Source organism: Gordonia sp. G4, from assembly GCF_057770005.1.
In genome coordinates this window covers 294,616-309,422 of sequence record NZ_CM173442.1, presented here as the reverse complement: position 1 = coordinate 309,422, position 14,807 = coordinate 294,616, and the positions used below count along the sequence as shown (strand labels likewise).

At 68.4% G+C, this 14,807-nt stretch carries 14 protein-coding genes; 6 read left to right on the top strand and 8 right to left on the bottom strand.

What is annotated here, in order from left to right; all coding sequences use genetic code 11:
• The first annotated feature begins 39 nt into the window (after positions 1-39).
• Positions 40-852, top strand: a complete 813-nt coding sequence (locus AC3B5T_RS01155; protein ID WP_010842287.1) for a mycofactocin-coupled SDR family oxidoreductase — start codon at positions 40-42, stop codon at positions 850-852.
• A 202-nt stretch (positions 853-1,054) separates the two neighbouring features.
• Here the strand turns inward: AC3B5T_RS01155 and AC3B5T_RS01150 are convergent, their stop codons facing one another.
• Positions 1,055-2,167, bottom strand: coding sequence for a CaiB/BaiF CoA transferase family protein (locus AC3B5T_RS01150; protein WP_010842286.1), 1,113 nt, complete (start codon positions 2,165-2,167; stop codon positions 1,055-1,057).
• A 197-nt stretch (positions 2,168-2,364) separates the two neighbouring features.
• On the opposite strand from AC3B5T_RS01150, the gene mftE reads away from it, so the two are divergent.
• The 5 genes from mftE to AC3B5T_RS01125 are packed head-to-tail and all read left to right on the top strand — an operon-like array spanning position 2,365 to position 7,064.
• Entirely contained in the window at positions 2,365-3,060 is a 696-nt protein-coding gene (gene mftE, locus AC3B5T_RS01145; RefSeq protein WP_010842285.1) for a mycofactocin biosynthesis peptidyl-dipeptidase MftE, read from the top strand.
• Complete coding sequence (gene mftF / locus AC3B5T_RS01140) at positions 3,057-4,589, top strand: mycofactocin biosynthesis glycosyltransferase MftF (RefSeq protein WP_010842284.1); 1,533 nt, start codon at positions 3,057-3,059, stop codon at positions 4,587-4,589. The genes mftE and mftF overlap by 4 nt, the downstream gene beginning before the upstream one ends.
• Positions 4,586-5,935 carry a mycofactocin system GMC family oxidoreductase MftG gene (gene mftG / locus AC3B5T_RS01135; protein WP_010842283.1) on the top strand — a complete coding sequence of 450 codons (1,350 nt, stop codon included), beginning with the start codon at positions 4,586-4,588 and terminating at the stop codon, positions 5,933-5,935. The genes mftF and mftG overlap by 4 nt, the downstream gene beginning before the upstream one ends.
• Positions 5,936-5,989: 54 nt before the next feature.
• Positions 5,990-6,421, top strand: a complete 432-nt coding sequence (locus AC3B5T_RS01130) for a PPOX class F420-dependent oxidoreductase (protein WP_010842282.1) — start codon at positions 5,990-5,992, stop codon at positions 6,419-6,421.
• Positions 6,408-7,064: a hypothetical protein gene (locus tag AC3B5T_RS01125; RefSeq protein WP_010842281.1), complete on the top strand. Its 657-nt coding sequence runs from the start codon at positions 6,408-6,410 to the stop codon at positions 7,062-7,064. The genes AC3B5T_RS01130 and AC3B5T_RS01125 overlap by 14 nt, the downstream gene beginning before the upstream one ends.
• A gap of 16 nt (positions 7,065-7,080) precedes the next feature.
• On the opposite strand, the gene AC3B5T_RS01120 is transcribed toward AC3B5T_RS01125, so the two are convergent.
• The 7 genes from AC3B5T_RS01120 to AC3B5T_RS01090 all read right to left on the bottom strand — a co-directional run bounded on the left by AC3B5T_RS01120 (position 7,081) and on the right by AC3B5T_RS01090 (position 14,800).
• The gene (locus tag AC3B5T_RS01120; protein ID WP_010842280.1) at positions 7,081-7,839 is read right to left on the bottom strand and encodes a MerR family transcriptional regulator; all 759 of its coding nucleotides are present in this window, start codon (positions 7,837-7,839) and stop codon (positions 7,081-7,083) included.
• A 4-nt stretch (positions 7,840-7,843) separates the two neighbouring features.
• Entirely contained in the window at positions 7,844-9,337 is a 1,494-nt protein-coding gene (locus tag AC3B5T_RS01115; RefSeq protein WP_035717198.1) for a flavin-containing monooxygenase, read from the bottom strand.
• 10 nt (positions 9,338-9,347) lie between these two features.
• Complete coding sequence (locus AC3B5T_RS01110; protein ID WP_014927862.1) at positions 9,348-10,271, bottom strand: hypothetical protein; 924 nt, start codon at positions 10,269-10,271, stop codon at positions 9,348-9,350.
• A gap of 41 nt (positions 10,272-10,312) precedes the next feature.
• On the bottom strand, positions 10,313-11,173 hold the full coding sequence (locus AC3B5T_RS01105) for an SDR family NAD(P)-dependent oxidoreductase (protein WP_488358116.1): 861 nt from the start codon (positions 11,171-11,173) through the stop codon (positions 10,313-10,315).
• Positions 11,170-12,180 (bottom strand): alpha/beta hydrolase, encoded by a 1,011-nt coding sequence (locus tag AC3B5T_RS01100; RefSeq protein ID WP_488358115.1) that lies wholly within the window; start codon positions 12,178-12,180, stop codon positions 11,170-11,172. The genes AC3B5T_RS01105 and AC3B5T_RS01100 overlap by 4 nt, the downstream gene beginning before the upstream one ends.
• Positions 12,181-12,324: 144 nt before the next feature.
• Positions 12,325-13,974: an NCS1 family nucleobase:cation symporter-1 gene (locus tag AC3B5T_RS01095; protein WP_010842275.1), complete on the bottom strand. Its 1,650-nt coding sequence runs from the start codon at positions 13,972-13,974 to the stop codon at positions 12,325-12,327.
• Between the two features lie 133 nt (positions 13,975-14,107).
• The gene (locus AC3B5T_RS01090) at positions 14,108-14,800 is read right to left on the bottom strand and encodes a GntR family transcriptional regulator (RefSeq protein ID WP_010842274.1); all 693 of its coding nucleotides are present in this window, start codon (positions 14,798-14,800) and stop codon (positions 14,108-14,110) included.
• Between the last annotated feature and the right edge of the window lie 7 nt (positions 14,801-14,807).

The window sequence follows — 14,807 nt, the reverse complement described above, 5'->3', positions numbered from 1 at the left end:
CGCTGGGGAACCATAACTAGAACGTGTTACAGTTCTGCCATGGGACAGTTCGACGGCAAGGTCGTCTACATCACCGGCATCGCCCGAGGTCAAGGTCGCAATCATGCGATCCGGTTCGCCCGCGAGGGGGCCGTGATCGTCGGCCTGGACATCGCGGGTCCGATCATCGATCACGCGACCTACCCCGCGGCCACCGCCGACGACCTCGCCGAGACAGTCCGTCTCGTCGAGGGCGTCGGCGGCAAGATCATTGCGCGGCAGGGTGACACGCGTGATCTGGCCTTCCAGCAGCAGCTCGTGGCCGACGCCGTCGAGCAGTTCGGTCGTCTCGACCACGTGGTCGCCAACGCCGGTGTGCTGACGTGGGGCAAGGTCTGGGAGCTCACCGAGGAACAGTTCACCGACGTCATCGACATCAACCTCGTCGGTGCGTGGAAGACGTTGAGGGCCACCATCCCGGCGATGCTCGAGGCGGGCAACGGGGGGTCGATCACCGTCATCAGCTCGGTTGCGGGCCTCAAGGCGATGCCGCTGCAGGCGTCGTACTCGGCGTCGAAGTACGGACTCGTCGGACTGACGCAGACGACGGCCAAAGAGCTCGGGCACCATCGCATCCGGGTGAACAGCGTGCATCCCTACGCGGTGGACACCCCGATGGGCGTGGCCGACACCGAGGCCCACCGGATCTTCGGGATCCCCTGGGTCAACCCGCATTTCACGTCGATCCTCGACTACCACCCGGTCGCCGCCCTCGACGAGATCTCCGACGCGGTGCTCTACCTGGCCTCCGACAGCGCCAAGGGCATCACCGCTGCCGAGTTCCAGATCGACATGGGGCACTCGAAGGTCTGACGCGCGCGGCCGCCGGTTGCTCACTTGGTGCGAGCGAAGCGAGCCACGAAGCGGCTTCCGAGTGTGCCTCGCGAAGCCCTTCGTGGCTCGTCGCTTGCGCTCCTCGCACCTCAGGGGGCAGGGGTGGGTCGCTTGCGCTCCTCGCACCTCAGGGGGCAGGGGTGGGTCGCATTCGCTCCCGGCTCCCCGGGGAGCAGACGTGTCAGTCGGCCCAGAGCGTCGACGGGTCGGTCGCCTCGGTGGTCGGGCCCGCCGGAGTCTCCGGCTTGGTGCGCGAGAAGCGCGGAGCCACCTGGGCCTGGGTCACGCCGTCGATGTCGACGAGATTGGCACGCGCGGCCATGTGGGCGTCGGCGGGCGCCTCGGCGAAGGTGAGGACCGGCGACGTGCAGGCGTCGGTTCCCTCGAAGACCGCGGCCCAGTCGTCGCGGGTGCGGGACTTGAAGGTCTCGGCGAAGACCTCCTTCAGCTTGGGCCACTGGGCGATGTCGTTCTGCTCGGGCAGGTCGGCGTCGGCGAGTTCGAGCCCCTTGAGGAGTTCGGCGTAGAACTGCGGCTCGATCGCGCCGACCGCCATGTACTTGCCGTCGGAGGTCTCGTAGACCTCGTAGTACGGGGCGCCGGTGTCGAGGAGGTTCACGCCGCGGGTGTCGCTCCACAGCCCAGTACCGCGGAACGCCCAGATCATCTGTCCGAGAACGGAAGCGCCGTCGACCATGGCGGCGTCGACCACCTGTCCGCGGCCGGAGATCCCACGCTCGAGCAGCGCCGCGAGCACGCCGACGACGAGGAACATCGACCCGCCGCCGAAGTCGCCGGCCAGGTTGAGCGGCGGCACCGGGCGATCGTCTGCGCGTCCGATGGCGTGCAGCATTCCGGTCAGCGAGATGTAGTTGATGTCGTGCCCGGCCAGCTCCGCGCGCGGCCCGTCCTGACCCCAGCCGGTCATGCGTCCATATACCAGTCCCGGGTTCACCTTCTCCAGATCATCGGGTCCGAGCCCGAGCCGCTCCATCACACCGGGGCGGAAACCCTCGACGATCACATCGGCCTTGGCGACGAGGCCGAGGATGGTCTCCCGGTCGTTCTCGTCCTTGAGGTTCGCCTCGACGACGCGTCGGCCACGAAGGAGGGCATCGGCGTTGCGGCCCGGCTTGGGCAGCGAACCGGGCCGCTGGACGCGCACGACGTCGGCGCCGAGATCGGCCAGCAGCATGGCGGCGTGCGGGCCGGGCCCGATGCCGGCGAACTCGATGACCCGGATCGAACTCAGTGGGCCGGCCTTGCCGCTGTTGCGTGGTGTGGCACTGCTCATGGGGTGTCGTCCTCCCGATCGTTGTACTGCGCACTGTGTCAGGTGTCACTGGATGCACCAAGCATTCCATAACCGATCGAACGCTCGTCAGAGTGGTCCTGGGCGGGATCCGGGCGCGTTTTTCGCTTCGTTTTTCGGGCGAGGCCGACATACGCGCAAGCACCATCGCTAGCATTGGTCGAATGACAGGGCCATCGATGTTGGGGCAGTGCAACTGGCCAGACCTCGATGGGCAGGTGGTCACCCTGCTGGTGCCCCTCGGCTCGGTCGAGCAACACGGTCCGCACCTACCGCTCGACACCGACACACGCATCGCGGCTGCCATCGCGGACCGCGTGTGCGGGCGATCGGACCATCCCGGACTCCTGCGGGCCCCGGACCTCAACTACGGCGCCAGCGGCGAGCACGAGGGCTTCGCCGGCACCATCTCCATCGGGCACGAGGCGCTGCGCGGGCTCCTCGTCGAATACGGCCGCAGTGCGTGCCGCTGGGCGGCGCGCGTGGTGTTCGTCAACGGGCACGGCGGAAACACCCGGACCCTGATCGAGGCGGTGACCCGTCTGCGGTACGAAGGCCGGGACGTCGCCTGGTTCCCGTGCGCCTTCGACGGCGCCGATGCGCACGCAGGTTTCACCGAAACTTCTGTGCTGCTGCATGTCTCGCCATCGGTTGTCGATCCCGACCGCGCTGTCGCGGGCAATCGGGAGCCGGTGGGCGCGCTGCTGGGTGCGATGCGGTCCGGTGGTGTCGCCGCCGTGAGTCCCAACGGTGTCCTCGGTGACCCGGGGGGCGCGAACCCCGACGACGGTGCGCGGCTGGTCGGCGACGTCACCGAACGTCTGTCGGCCGCCCTCGAGTCGTGGCAGGTCGACGATCAGGGGCGTCTGGGATGACCGCCCTCGACGACTCGGCTCCACGTCGGTGGGCCGAGAACCAGGACGCGGGCGCCGACGGCCCGGCCCCCGGCGACGACTCCGGCGCCGCCGACCGCGAGAGCGATGCGACCGCGGATGCCCCGGCGGTGACGCACACCGGTCTGCCCGACGGGTTCCAGGTGCAGATCGACCTCCGGTGCGCGAAGGCCGGTGACTTCCGCTACCTGGTCGGCGGATCGCCGACCCGACTGCTGCGCATGTCCGACACCGCACTCGGAATGACCTCCGAGGACGGACGAATCGAAGTGTGCGACAACGTGACCCGGCGTCTGGCGCGCGCCCTGCTGGACGCGGGGATCGCCAACCCCCGGCCGATGTTCGGCCCGCAGCCCGAGGACGTGACCGTCGTCATCCCGGTGCGGGACAATCAGAGTGGGGTCGACCGCCTCCTCGAGGCCCTCGATGGGCTGGCGGTCATCGTCGTCGACGACGGCTCCATGACACCCATCGAGGTGGACCGGCCGACCGCCCGGGTCCTACGCTTCGACGACAATCGTGGCCCGTCCGCGGCGCGCAACGCGGGCGCGGCGGCGGCGACAACCGACTTCGTGGCGTTCCTCGACTCCGACGTCGTGCCCGACCCGGACTGGCTCACGATCCTGCTCACGCACTTCTCCGATCCGACCGTGGGTCTCGTCGCGCCGCGGATCGTCGGACTGCAGTCCGAGGCGATGACGGCATCGCTGGCCGAGCGATACGAAAACGGCTGGTCGTCGCTGGACATGGGGCCAGAGGAGTCCGCGGTGGCGCCGTCGACCAGGACTCCGTATGTGCCCAGTGCCGCGATGGTCGTGCGGCGCAGCGCTTTCTGCGGATTCGACGAGTCATTGCGCGTCGCCGAGGACGTCGACGCCTGCTGGCGGATGCATGCCGACGGGTGGCGGATTCGGTACGACCCGGTGGCACGTGTGGCCCACGAGCACCGCACCGACCTGCGCTCGGTGCTGTCGCGCCGGTGCTTCTACGGCACCGGTGCGGCGCACCTCGCCTCCCGGCACGGTGACCGCGCGGCGCCGATGAAGATGTCGGTCCCGATGGCCGCCGCGGTCGTCGCGCTGCTGTCCCGGACCCGCTTCGGTGCCGCGCTGGCGATGATCATCCTCACCCACCTCGCGGTCCGGATGCGGCGCCGGCTCGGTGACCTGCCCTCGGCGCCGCTGGTGTCCGCGCAGATGACCGGACGGGCGGCCGGGTTCGGGTTGCTGCAGGCCGCCGATGCGATCTGCCGTCACTACTGGCCGCTGGCGTTGGTGCTCGCCCTGGTGTCGAAGCGATTCCGCGTCCTCGCCGTGCAGGTGGCGATCGTGGAGGGGGTGGTGTCCTGGGTCCGGGACCTGCTCGCCGATCCGACCAGTCCGCCCACGCTCGGCCCGCTGCGGTACATCCTCATGCACCGGCTCGACGACCTCGCCTACGGTGCCGGCCTCTGGCAGGGAGTCATCGCCCACCGAGACCCGGAAGCGTTGCGCCCGGTCATCTCTCGATGACAGCGGCCGAACGGCCGATCACCGCCGACGTCGTCATCGTCGGTGCCGGTAGCGCCGGATGCGTGCTCGCCGAGAGGCTCTCCCGCGAGCCCGGTCGCACGGTCGCCCTCCTGGAACGTGGGCCCGCGGGGCTGCCCACGCCGGCGGATCTGGACCTGCGGCGACTACCGATCGACGACGCCGCGCCGCATGCGGTCCGCCACGACACCGACCTCGGGGTGTCCGCGGCCCGGGGGTCGGCGCTCGGCGGCTCGTCGGCGGTGAACGGCGGCTACTTTCTGAGGTGGCATCGAGACGACTTCGGCTCCTGGCCGGCCGGATGGGAGCCCGACGCCATCGCCGGCGCCTACGACGAACTGGACGCCCCGACGGGCACCATGGGTGTCGGACCCGTGCCCGACAGTGAACTCGGGGACGCCGGAGGCGCTTTCGAACACTACTGGTCGGTGCGGGCGCCGGTGCGTCCGATCGCGCAGCGGTGGCCGGTGGTGGGCCTGAACCGGGTGCTCACCAACCGGAGCGGACTCGCGCGCCGCTCGGCCGCGGACGCCTATCTCGTCCCCGCTCTGTCCCGCCCCAACCTGCGGGTGGTGACCGGATGTGCGGTCGACCGCCTGGTCGCGGTCCGGGGCGCGACGGTGACGGGAGTGCGTGCGGGACCGCTGGAGGTGAGCGCAGGAGAGGTGATCCTCGCTGCGGGCACGCTCGGGACCGCGGGAATCCTGCTCCGATCAGAACTCGGGGACCTGCCGTGGCCGGACGTGGCCGGCCGCTCGGATGTGCGGTCGCTGACCGCCGGGGAACATCGGGGTCTGGCGGTGTCGTACTCGAGACGATCGCCGGCGGATGCGGGCATGGTCCTGCCGACGGTGCTGCACACCGACGAAGGCCTCGAGATGCGCTGCTACCGAGATGATTTCGCCACCTACATCCGAGGGCTTCCCGCGGGTGGGCCGATTGTCGAGGTGACCGCGATGCGGCACTCGCCGGTACGTCTCGTCGCGGAGCGCGCCGGAGTGCGGATGGCGTTCGACGAACCCGACCCGGACACGGCCACGGCACTGAGGGCCGGAGCCGCCGGGGTCGTGGAGATGCTGCAGGCGCCCGAGTTCGCCGACATCGTCGTACCGGGGAGCGTGCGGATCGCCGATCGGGCCGGGTTCTCCCAGCACGCCTGGGGGACCATGCCGATGGGGGACCGGACCGATTGGCTGGGTGGCGTCTTCGGGTTCCGTGGACTGCGGATCGTCGACGGGTCCATCCTGCCGAGCAGCGGTCGCAGTGGTCCGCACGCGACGATCATGATGATGGCGTGCCGCATCGGTGGCGTGCTCGCGCAACGGTGAGTCGACGAGGCCGAACGCTCGCGGTCCGGTCCCATCCTTATCTACGCTGAGAACATGTCTGCCCCCACGCTGTCCGATCCCGCCGTCCGCGCTTTTCTCACCGACGGCACCAAGACCGGGCACCTCGGATACACCGCCGCCGACGGACGACCGCTCGTCGTTCCGGTGTGGTTCGTGCTCGACGGTGACCGGATCGCCTTCAACACCGGTGCCACCACCGCCAAAGGCCGCGCGCTGCTTCGTGATCCACGGGTCGTGATGTCGATCGACCTGCCCGAGCCGCCCTTCGGCTTCGTGCAGGTGCAGGGCCTGGCGCGGATCACGGAGGACCTGGACGAGGTGCGTCGCATCGCGTCGCTGTGCGGGGCCCGGTACATGGGCGCCGAGCGGGCCGAGGAGTTCGGGGCGCGCAACGGCGTGCCCGGCGAGCTGGGCATCTGGATCGAGCCGAGCAAGGTCATCGCGAGCCTCGATGTCACCGCGTGAGCGCTCGCCCGCGTTCCTGACGCCGACGCTGTCCAAACAGTGCTGGGGGTTCATGATCGGGTCGGCGCTGTTCGCGCTGGGCTCGGCTCCCGGGCTGGCGCACGTGGTGGGTGCCGGGTTCGCCAACGGCTGCTACTTCGTCGGCGCGTGGTTCTTCACCGGGGCCGGGTTCATCCAGCTGGTTCGGAGCGGAACCGTGGCCGAGCTGCAGTCCTCGGCGCCGGGGTCGGTGATCCGTGCCGAATGGCTGAGCGCGGCAACGCAGTCGGTCGGCACCATCCTCTTCAACGTGTCGACCACGGGAGCACTCCTCGCACACACGATCTGGGGAGACCGGCACCTCGTCTGGACCCCCGACGCCGGCGGTTCGGTCGCCTTCCTCATCAGCGGTGCGGTCGCCTTCGTCGGGTACTCCCGCGCCACGGGGCGCCGATGGGATGTCCGCGACCGCGACTGGTGGTCGGTGCTGATCAACTGGATCGGGTGCGTGGCCTTCGGGGTGTCGGCAGTCGGGGCGTTCGTGACCAAGGGCGGCGTCACCGCCGACGCCGTGGCGGCCACAGCCGGCACGTTCGTCGGTGCGATCTGCTTCTTCCTCGCGTCGCTCGTCGTACTCCCGAAGCGGCACAACATCTCCCGCTGAGTGCGTCAGCCCGGGTTCAGTCCGGCTGCGGCGCGTCGGCGTCCGCACGTTCGTCGACGGCGCTCTGGTGGGCCGAGAGCTCCCGGTCCAGTGCCGTGTCGAGGGCGCGGTCGAGGGCGGCGTGCGCGTTCTCGGTCCCGACGCGGCGCATCACGCCCAGCAGGTTCACCGCCCAGGCCACGTCGTCGTCGTTCTCCGGCAGCCAGCCCGGGCCCTTGCGCCGGTCGACCTCGTCGTGAGCGACCGCGAGCAGGATCTCGGCCGCCTCGTTGATCTTGCCGGTGAACCGTTCGTGGACGTCGGCAAGGGTGGAGATCTGCATGCCCCGTCGTACGAGCCTGGCCAGGTTCCCGATGATGCGTTGATCGACGGCCTCGTACACCCCGTCGCGCGCGGTCTCGGCGATCACCCCGGCGCTCACCAGCGCGGCGACCTCCGCGTCGTCCAGCAGGCCGAACCGATCGTCGAGCTCGGCGCGGGTGATCTCCGGACGCGACGTACTCGACCAGTGCTCGTCGAGGATCTCGTTGAGTTCCAACGCATCCCCGATGCGAGCACCCGGATTGGTCATGAACGTGGCGATGTGTTTGAGCGTGAACCCGCTGCCGAGCAGCTTGTTGATGGCCCGCAGATTGCGAAGGTGCTTCTCGGTGTAGATGGCGACGCGTCCGCGGCGGAGCGGCTGGGGGAGCAGCCCCCGTTCCTGGTAGCCACGGATGTTCCGGGTCGTGGTGCCGGACACGCGCGCCAGGTCGTCGATCCGGTACTCTGTCATCCCCTCACTGTAACGCTGCGGCGGCCGGAGTCCGAGCCCCCTCGTGGACGAGGATCCGGTAGTCGCGCAACTCGACGCGGCGCAGCTGGCCGACATACTGCGAGGCGAACCCCGGGTACATCGTCGCGTTGAACCCGTCCTCCGTCAGGTACCAGCTCTGGCAGCCCGAATTCCACGTCGTCGAGGTCAGCCGGCGCTGGATGTCCCGGTTGTATCGGTCCTGCGCCTCCGCGCGGACGTCGAGCGCCTTCCACCCGTTGTCGAGCAGTTGGGCGACGGCCCCGGTGATGTAGTCGATCTGTGCCTCCATGTAGACCAGTGCCGAGCTGTGGCCGGGACCGGAGTTGGGACCGAACGTGAAGAACAGGTTGGGGTAGCCGGACGCGGCGACGCTGCGGTAGGCGAACGCGCCTCGCTCCCACTCCGATGCCAGCTCCCGCCCGTCGAGACCGGTGATCGGGATCGGCGTCCCGGTCTTGGAAACGTCGAACCCGGTCGCGAACACGATGCAATCGAACTGATGCTCAACACCTTCCACGGTGCGGATGCCGCGTTCGGCGAGCCGGGCGATCGGCCAGGTGACCAACTTGCAGTTGGGTCGCTGGAGGGCCGGGTAGTAGTCGCTGGTCATGAGCAGTCGCTTGCATCCCGCGGCGAAGTCCGGAGTGAGTTGCCTGCGCAGCCACGGGTCGTCGACCTGGGACCGCAGGTGCAGTTTGCTCACCGCCTCGACGACGCGGGTCAGGGGAGTGTTCCAGACGACCCCCAGTGCCACCGTCTCGTGACCCCAGAACCAGAGCGAACGCGCAAGACGCTGGGTGCCCGGAATCGAGCGATAGAGCCGTTTGGTGGCCTCGCGGGTCCGGGCGTCGGCACGGGGCAGGACCCAGCCCGGCGTGCGCTGAAAGACCTTCACCGAGGCGGCCCGGTCCACCAGCTCCGGAACGATCTGCACCGCGCTGGCCCCGGTGCCCACGACAGCGACCTTCTTCCCGGTGAAGTCATAGTCATGATCCCAACGCGCGCTGTGGATCTTGTGGCCCGCGTAGTCCTCGATGCCGGGGATGTCGGGGAACGAGGCGTTCGCGAGCGGCCCGGAGGCGAGGACGACGGCGCGTGCCCGTACCGGCTCGTGTCCCTCGGCGAAGGTGACGGTCCACAGACCTTCCTCGGCGGAGTACTCCAGCCCCGACACCGTGTGGCCGAACCGGATGTGGCGGCCGATCCCGGAGTCGTCGACCATCGAGCGGATGTAGTCGAGGATCTCGGCACTCCGCGAGTAGGTGTGTGACCACTCCGGATTGGGGGCGAAGCTGTAGGAGTACAGGCGCGACGGGATGTCGCACGCTGCCCCCGGGTAGGTGTTGTCGCGCCAGGTACCGCCGACCCGGTCGTCGCGTTCGAAGATCGCGAAGTCGTCGATCCCGCGATCCCGGAGGCGGATTCCCGCGCCGATGCCGGCGAAACCGGCGCCGATGACGGCCACCGAGGTGTGCATCGCCATCCCCTCAGGCCGTCGGCTCATAGGTCAGTTCCTGCGACCACGTCGGTGTTCGGTGGACCAGGCCGAACGGGATGCGGTCGGTCAGCTTCACCATCGAGTCGGCGAACAGGTGGTAGGGCACATTTCGCCGGTTGATCACCGCCGCGCCGTGGTACGCGACCACCTGGAACATGGGCAGACGCCGCACGTATTCACTTCGATCGCCCACTGCCCGATAGCGCTTCATCGCGCTGTAGAGCCGTTCCTCGTCGACCCCCATCGCGACGATGTTGTCGCGCATCTTGTTCAGCAACGGTACGTAGCTGAGTGCGCCGATCAGGAACGTCGGCTTCACCCATCCGCCGACGAAGTCGATCGTCCGCTTGCGCAGCCCCGCATGCCCGAGGATCTCCATGACCTCGAAGTCGACTGCCAGGTGGCGGGATTCGTCGGAGTTGATCCGCTTGAACACCTCCTGGGCCACCGGGTCCTTGACCTCGTCGGTGATGAACTTGATGAGGGCGCCGTCGAGCGCGACCTCGAGCATCGGGATCACGGTTCCCAGGAAGGACAGGGACATGTCGTCGGAGTGCCGGTCGAGCCAGTTGATCACCAACTGCACGTTCACATTCGGCGACGGGATCTCGTCACCGTCCAGCATCCCCCACCGCCGCATCAGTGCCAGTTCGGCATTGGCGTGTTTCTGCTCCTCGGCGTGGAAATGCTCGTAGATGCTCTTGAGCGTCGGGGTCGGCGCCTTCTTCGCCATCGCCGCGAAGCCCCGCGCACCGACGTTCTCGATCCACATGAGGTCACTCATGAAGGGTTTGAGCTTGGCGTGCAGGTCCGGTTCGATGAGTTCGGCCCCAGGTGCATCCCAGTCGATGTCGGCCAGAGCCCATTGACGGTCCTTGATCTTCTGCAGCATGTTGTCGAGGTCGATGGCCATGACAGTCCTTTCGAGTGGTCGTTCGGCTGAGGTCTGACGCGTCAGGACGACGGCAGGAGACGGTTGAGGAGTCCGAGCCCGCGGACGTAGGACGCGGGGAAGTGTCGTTTGAGATGCCAGATGACCCGGGCATCCAGCTGAGGCAGGACGTACAGTCGGCCGAGATCGTGGGCATCGAGTGTCGACGCGGCCACCCCGGCCGCCGACACCCCGGTCCAGCGCATCAGCGCCCCTGCGAGATCCTGTGCGTCAGAGGTGATCCGGCCGTCCCGCGCCACGTTGGTCTTCACGAAGGTCGGGCACAACACCGTCACACCGACGCCGGAGTGTGCCAGTTCCGCCGCGAGCGTCTCGCTCAACGAGACCACGCCTGCCTTCGACACGTTGTAGGGCGCCATCACGGGCGCTGCGGCGAAACCCGCCGCCGACGCGACGTTGATGATCCCGCCGCGGCCTGCCGCGCGCAGCAGGGGTGCGAAGAGTTCGCATCCGTACACGACGCCCCAGAGGTTGATCCCGAGAGCCCAGTCCCAGTCGTCGAACCCGATGTCGCCGACCGGGCGGCCGCCGATGCCGACCCCCGCGTTGTTGATGACGAGTGTCGGCGGACCGTCGAAGGTGTCACGGGTGAACGCCACCAGTGAGCCCATCGCATTCCGGTCCGCGACGTCGCAGCCGAAGGCGTGGGCCACGCGGCCGGTCCGGCTGGTGACGAGGGACGCGGTCTCGTCGGCGCTTCTCTCGTCGATGTCGGCGCAGATGACCTCGCCTCCGCGCCGGCCGAGTTCGAGTGCGAACGCGCGACCGATGCCGCTCCCGGCGCCGGTCACGACAGCTCTGGCGTTCTGCGACAACGGGTTCCGGACGAATCGGTGCCGGATGCCGTCGACTGCGGTGATCATGACGCGTCCGACACGATGCGCACAGCCGAGGTGGCCGGCGCCGCTGCGTGCCGGTCCGCCGCTCGGTCGGTCAGGAACTCGCCGACCCGCCGCAGTGCGGTGTCGGCCTCGGGGCCCAGTCGAGGGAGAGCCTGGAAGACGTGCATCATGCCCGGCCAGATCTCCAGCCGGCTGTCACCGCCGTGCGCGCGGAGTTCGTCGTGCAGGTGGCGCGCGTCGGCGCTGAGCATCTCGGCACCACCGGTCTGGACGAGAAACGGCGGAAGGTGTCGCGCCGGTGTGAAGTCGAGCGAGAGTCGTGGGTCGTCGGCGGCCGCGTCACGGGTGTAGAGGCCCACCAGGCGCGCCGCTGCCGCCGCGGTGATCGCCGGGTCCCGCCGGATACGCTCCTGATCGCGCGCCAGGCCGAAGGTGAGGTCGATGAGCGGAGAGAACAGGATGACCGCCGAGGGTTGCTCGACGTCGGCGACCGCCCGCCGGAGGGTCAGATCACAGGCCAGGTGTCCACCCGCGGAGTCGCCGGCGACGACGATGTCCCCGGGTGTGAAGCCCTGTCGGAGCAGCCAGTCGAATCCGTCGGCGACGTCGTCGGCGGCCGCGGGAAAGCGGTGCTCGGGTGCCAGTCGGTAGTCGACGACGAACACCGGCAGATCGGTGGCCAGCGACAGCCGCGCGGCGAGAGAGCGGTGCGTGCGTGCCGAACAGATCGTGAACGCGCTGCCGTGGATGTAGTAGATCGCGGCTCGCCCGCGTCGGACTCCCGGACCGAGGACCCATTCCCCGGAGATCCCGTTCTCCTCGACGTTCAGCACGGTCGTCCCGGACGGGGTACGCCCGAGCGTGCGCATGATCGCGGCGATGAGTCCACGCGAGAGGCGGATACCCAGTGGGTTCAGCGGGATCACCCCGGTGAACGTGCCCAGACCCCACCTCGTCGCGTGGGCGGTGAGCGTTGCCCGCGTGGAGGCCTCGCTCGGCAACGGGGTGGGCGTCGACATGGTGTGCATCAACTCACACCATCAGCAACTGTGCCATTTGTCAATGGCATGGTTGCTGCGGTGACGAGGTGGTGCCCGGTCGACATCACACGGACACCGACAAAAGACCGGGCCGCGCGATGTCCTCGCGCGGCCCGGTCGTTCACCTGTGCGTCAGCTGCGTGCGCTGCCCTCCGGAACGGCGGACGCGGACTCCGCGGCCACCGGGGCGTCGGGGGCGGCCTGCGTGTCGGTCACCTCGATGTCGCCGGTCATCCGCGCGATCGCCGCGCGTCCGTAGATCAGGTGCGCCGGCACGAATTTCATCCCGAGCCAGTAGAGGACCATGCCCGCAGCGGCGCCCATGAACCAGGTGAAGCTGGCCTGGTACACCGTGCCGAAGATGACGACGCTGATGGGGAGCACCGACGCGATGATGGTGGCGCCCACGGCAACCGGGTTCCAGCCGTTGCGGTACCAGTAGGTGCCCTGGGGCTCCATCGTGAACAGATCGTCGACCTCGATCCGTTGCTTCTTGATGAGGTAGAAGTCGGCGATCAGGATGCCGAACAGCGGACCGATGACCGCGCCGAGGGTGTCCATCGTGTAGTGGATGGCGGTGGGATTGTTGAAGAGATTCCACGGGGTGATCAGCACCGAGCCGACCGCGGCGATCATGCCGCCGGTCCGCCAGCTGATCTTGGTGGGCGCCACATTCGAGAAGTCGAAGGCAGGCGAGACGAAGTTCGCGACGATGTTGATGCCGATCGTGGCGATGGCGAAGGTGAGCACGCCGAGCACCGCCGCGGTGGTGTTGTCGATGCGGTCGACGATGTGGACCGGATCGGTGATGATGTTGCCGTCCTCGTCGGTACCGATCACGGTGACCGCGGCAGACACCGTGCACACCACCAGGAGTGAGAAGAAGAGGAAATTGACCGGGAGTCCCCAGAAGTTGCCCTTCTTGACCTCGCCGAAGGTGCGGCCGTAGCGCGAGAAGTCGCCGAAGTTGAGCATCGGTCCGGAGAAGTACGAGACCACGAGCGCGAACGCGCTGATCATCATCGTGATCGACGACCAGCCGGAGAGCCCGTCGCCGACCGACAGGTCGAGGCTCACGTTGTCCCACCCGGCCTCGACGACGAGGTAGGCCGCCAGCGCGATCATCACGACATACACTGCGGGACCGCAGAAGTCGATGAACTTGCGGATCGTCTCCATGCCGTTCCAGAAGACGAGGGCCTGCAGGACCCACATGAGGATGAAGCCGGCCCAGCCCAGCGCGGACAGGCCCAGGAAGCCGTGCTGCTCGACGTCGCCCCAGGGTTCGAGGCCCGGCCAGAACTTCAGCGCCAGCAGGCCGAAGGCGACCGACGCCAGGTAGGTCTGGATGCCGTACCAGACGACCGCGATCACGCCGCGGATGATCGCCGGGATGTTCGCGCCCTTGACGCCGAAGGACACCCGGGTGGTCACGGGGTAGGGGACGCCGGCCAGCTGCGAGGGCTTGGCGACCAGGTTGCACAGGAGGTTGACGGCGATGATGCCCACCAGGAGTGCGACGAGGACCTGCCACGCCGCGATGCCCAGGGCGAAGAGGCTGCCCGCGAACACGTATCCACCGACGCTGTGCACGTCGGACATCCAGAAGGCGAAGATGTTGTACCACGTCCACTTCTGTTCTTTCAGTGGCGCGAGATCGGTGTTGGTGAGCCGGTCGTCATACGTGGACTTGATGACGCTCTCGCCGGCGGCGCCGGAGTGGGACGCAACCGACGGGGCCGCAGGCGACGGCCCGGGGTTCCCGGTGGGCGGTGTGGACATGGGTGCTCCTGGTCTTCCGATCAGCGGTGGGGGTCGGATGTCGTGCTGGCGCGCTGATGGGAAGAATGTAGGAACGCTTTGTTACCCCACGATGAACGGGCAGATATATTCCGCCGGGGATGTCCCGGGTGTGTCAGTCGTGGCGGACGTCGAGGAGTGCGGCGGTCTCGATGACGGCGCTCTCGAGGCGCTGGTGATGACGACGGGCGACGTCGAGGACCGACGCGGTGTCACGGTCGGCGAACGCCGCGAGCAGATCGGCGTGGTCGGTGTTGAGTGCGTTCTGGGTGTCGGCTGTCACCGATCTCATCACCTGGAACGGTTCGGTGAGGTTCCAGGTCGCCTCGAACATGTTGAGCAGGCGTGGCATCGCGCACGGCGCGGTCAGCGCGCGGTGGAACTCCCGGGAGATGTCGTGAAACGCCTTGCCGTCGTTGAACTTCACCGCGGCCAGCAATTCCGCGTGACGGGCGCGGGCGGTCTGCAACGACGACTCGTCGATGAGGCCGACCGATCGGGCGAGCGCGGCCTGTTCCAGGGTGCCACGGACGAAGTAGATCTCGCGCAGCTCCTCGGTGGACAGTTGACTCACGCGATATCCGACCCCCTGCCGGTGGACCACGAGGCCCTCGCCGACAAGGGTTTTCAGCGCCTCGCGGACCGGGATCGGGCTGACGTCGAAAGCGTCGGCGATCTCGCCGGGTGGGAGCTGGGTGCCAGGCGGCGCGCCGCCGGACAGGATCAGCCGACGCAGCTCCTCCAGCACGTTCGCACGTGCGTTGCCGGTGCGCGTCTCGGCGAGCTGATCCAGCAACCGGTCGGTCATGCGCCGG

Bases quoted from the DNA above. Each gene is read 5' to 3' on its own strand.
- AC3B5T_RS01115 (WP_035717198.1), bottom strand. From the start codon at position 9,337: ATGCACACCTCGGTGGCCGTCATCGGCGCCGGTTTCGCCGGCATCGGC.
- AC3B5T_RS01155 (WP_010842287.1), top strand. From the start codon at position 40: ATGGGACAGTTCGACGGCAAGGTCGTCTACATCACCGGCATCGCCCGA.
- AC3B5T_RS01090 (WP_010842274.1), bottom strand. From the start codon at position 14,800: ATGACCGACCGGTTGCTGGATCAGCTCGCCGAGACGCGCACCGGCAAC.
- AC3B5T_RS01100 (WP_488358115.1), bottom strand. From the start codon at position 12,180: ATGCACACCATGTCGACGCCCACCCCGTTGCCGAGCGAGGCCTCCACG.
- AC3B5T_RS01120 (WP_010842280.1), bottom strand. From the start codon at position 7,839: ATGACAGAGTACCGGATCGACGACCTGGCGCGCGTGTCCGGCACCACG.
- AC3B5T_RS01125 (WP_010842281.1), top strand. From the start codon at position 6,408: ATGTCACCGCGTGAGCGCTCGCCCGCGTTCCTGACGCCGACGCTGTCC.
- AC3B5T_RS01130 (WP_010842282.1), top strand. From the start codon at position 5,990: ATGTCTGCCCCCACGCTGTCCGATCCCGCCGTCCGCGCTTTTCTCACC.
- AC3B5T_RS01150 (WP_010842286.1), bottom strand. From the start codon at position 2,167: ATGAGCAGTGCCACACCACGCAACAGCGGCAAGGCCGGCCCACTGAGT.
- AC3B5T_RS01095 (WP_010842275.1), bottom strand. From the start codon at position 13,974: ATGTCCACACCGCCCACCGGGAACCCCGGGCCGTCGCCTGCGGCCCCG.
- AC3B5T_RS01110 (WP_014927862.1), bottom strand. From the start codon at position 10,271: ATGGCCATCGACCTCGACAACATGCTGCAGAAGATCAAGGACCGTCAA.
- mftF (WP_010842284.1), top strand. From the start codon at position 3,057: ATGACCGCCCTCGACGACTCGGCTCCACGTCGGTGGGCCGAGAACCAG.
- mftG (WP_010842283.1), top strand. From the start codon at position 4,586: ATGACAGCGGCCGAACGGCCGATCACCGCCGACGTCGTCATCGTCGGT.
- mftE (WP_010842285.1), top strand. From the start codon at position 2,365: ATGTTGGGGCAGTGCAACTGGCCAGACCTCGATGGGCAGGTGGTCACC.
- AC3B5T_RS01105 (WP_488358116.1), bottom strand. From the start codon at position 11,173: ATGATCACCGCAGTCGACGGCATCCGGCACCGATTCGTCCGGAACCCG.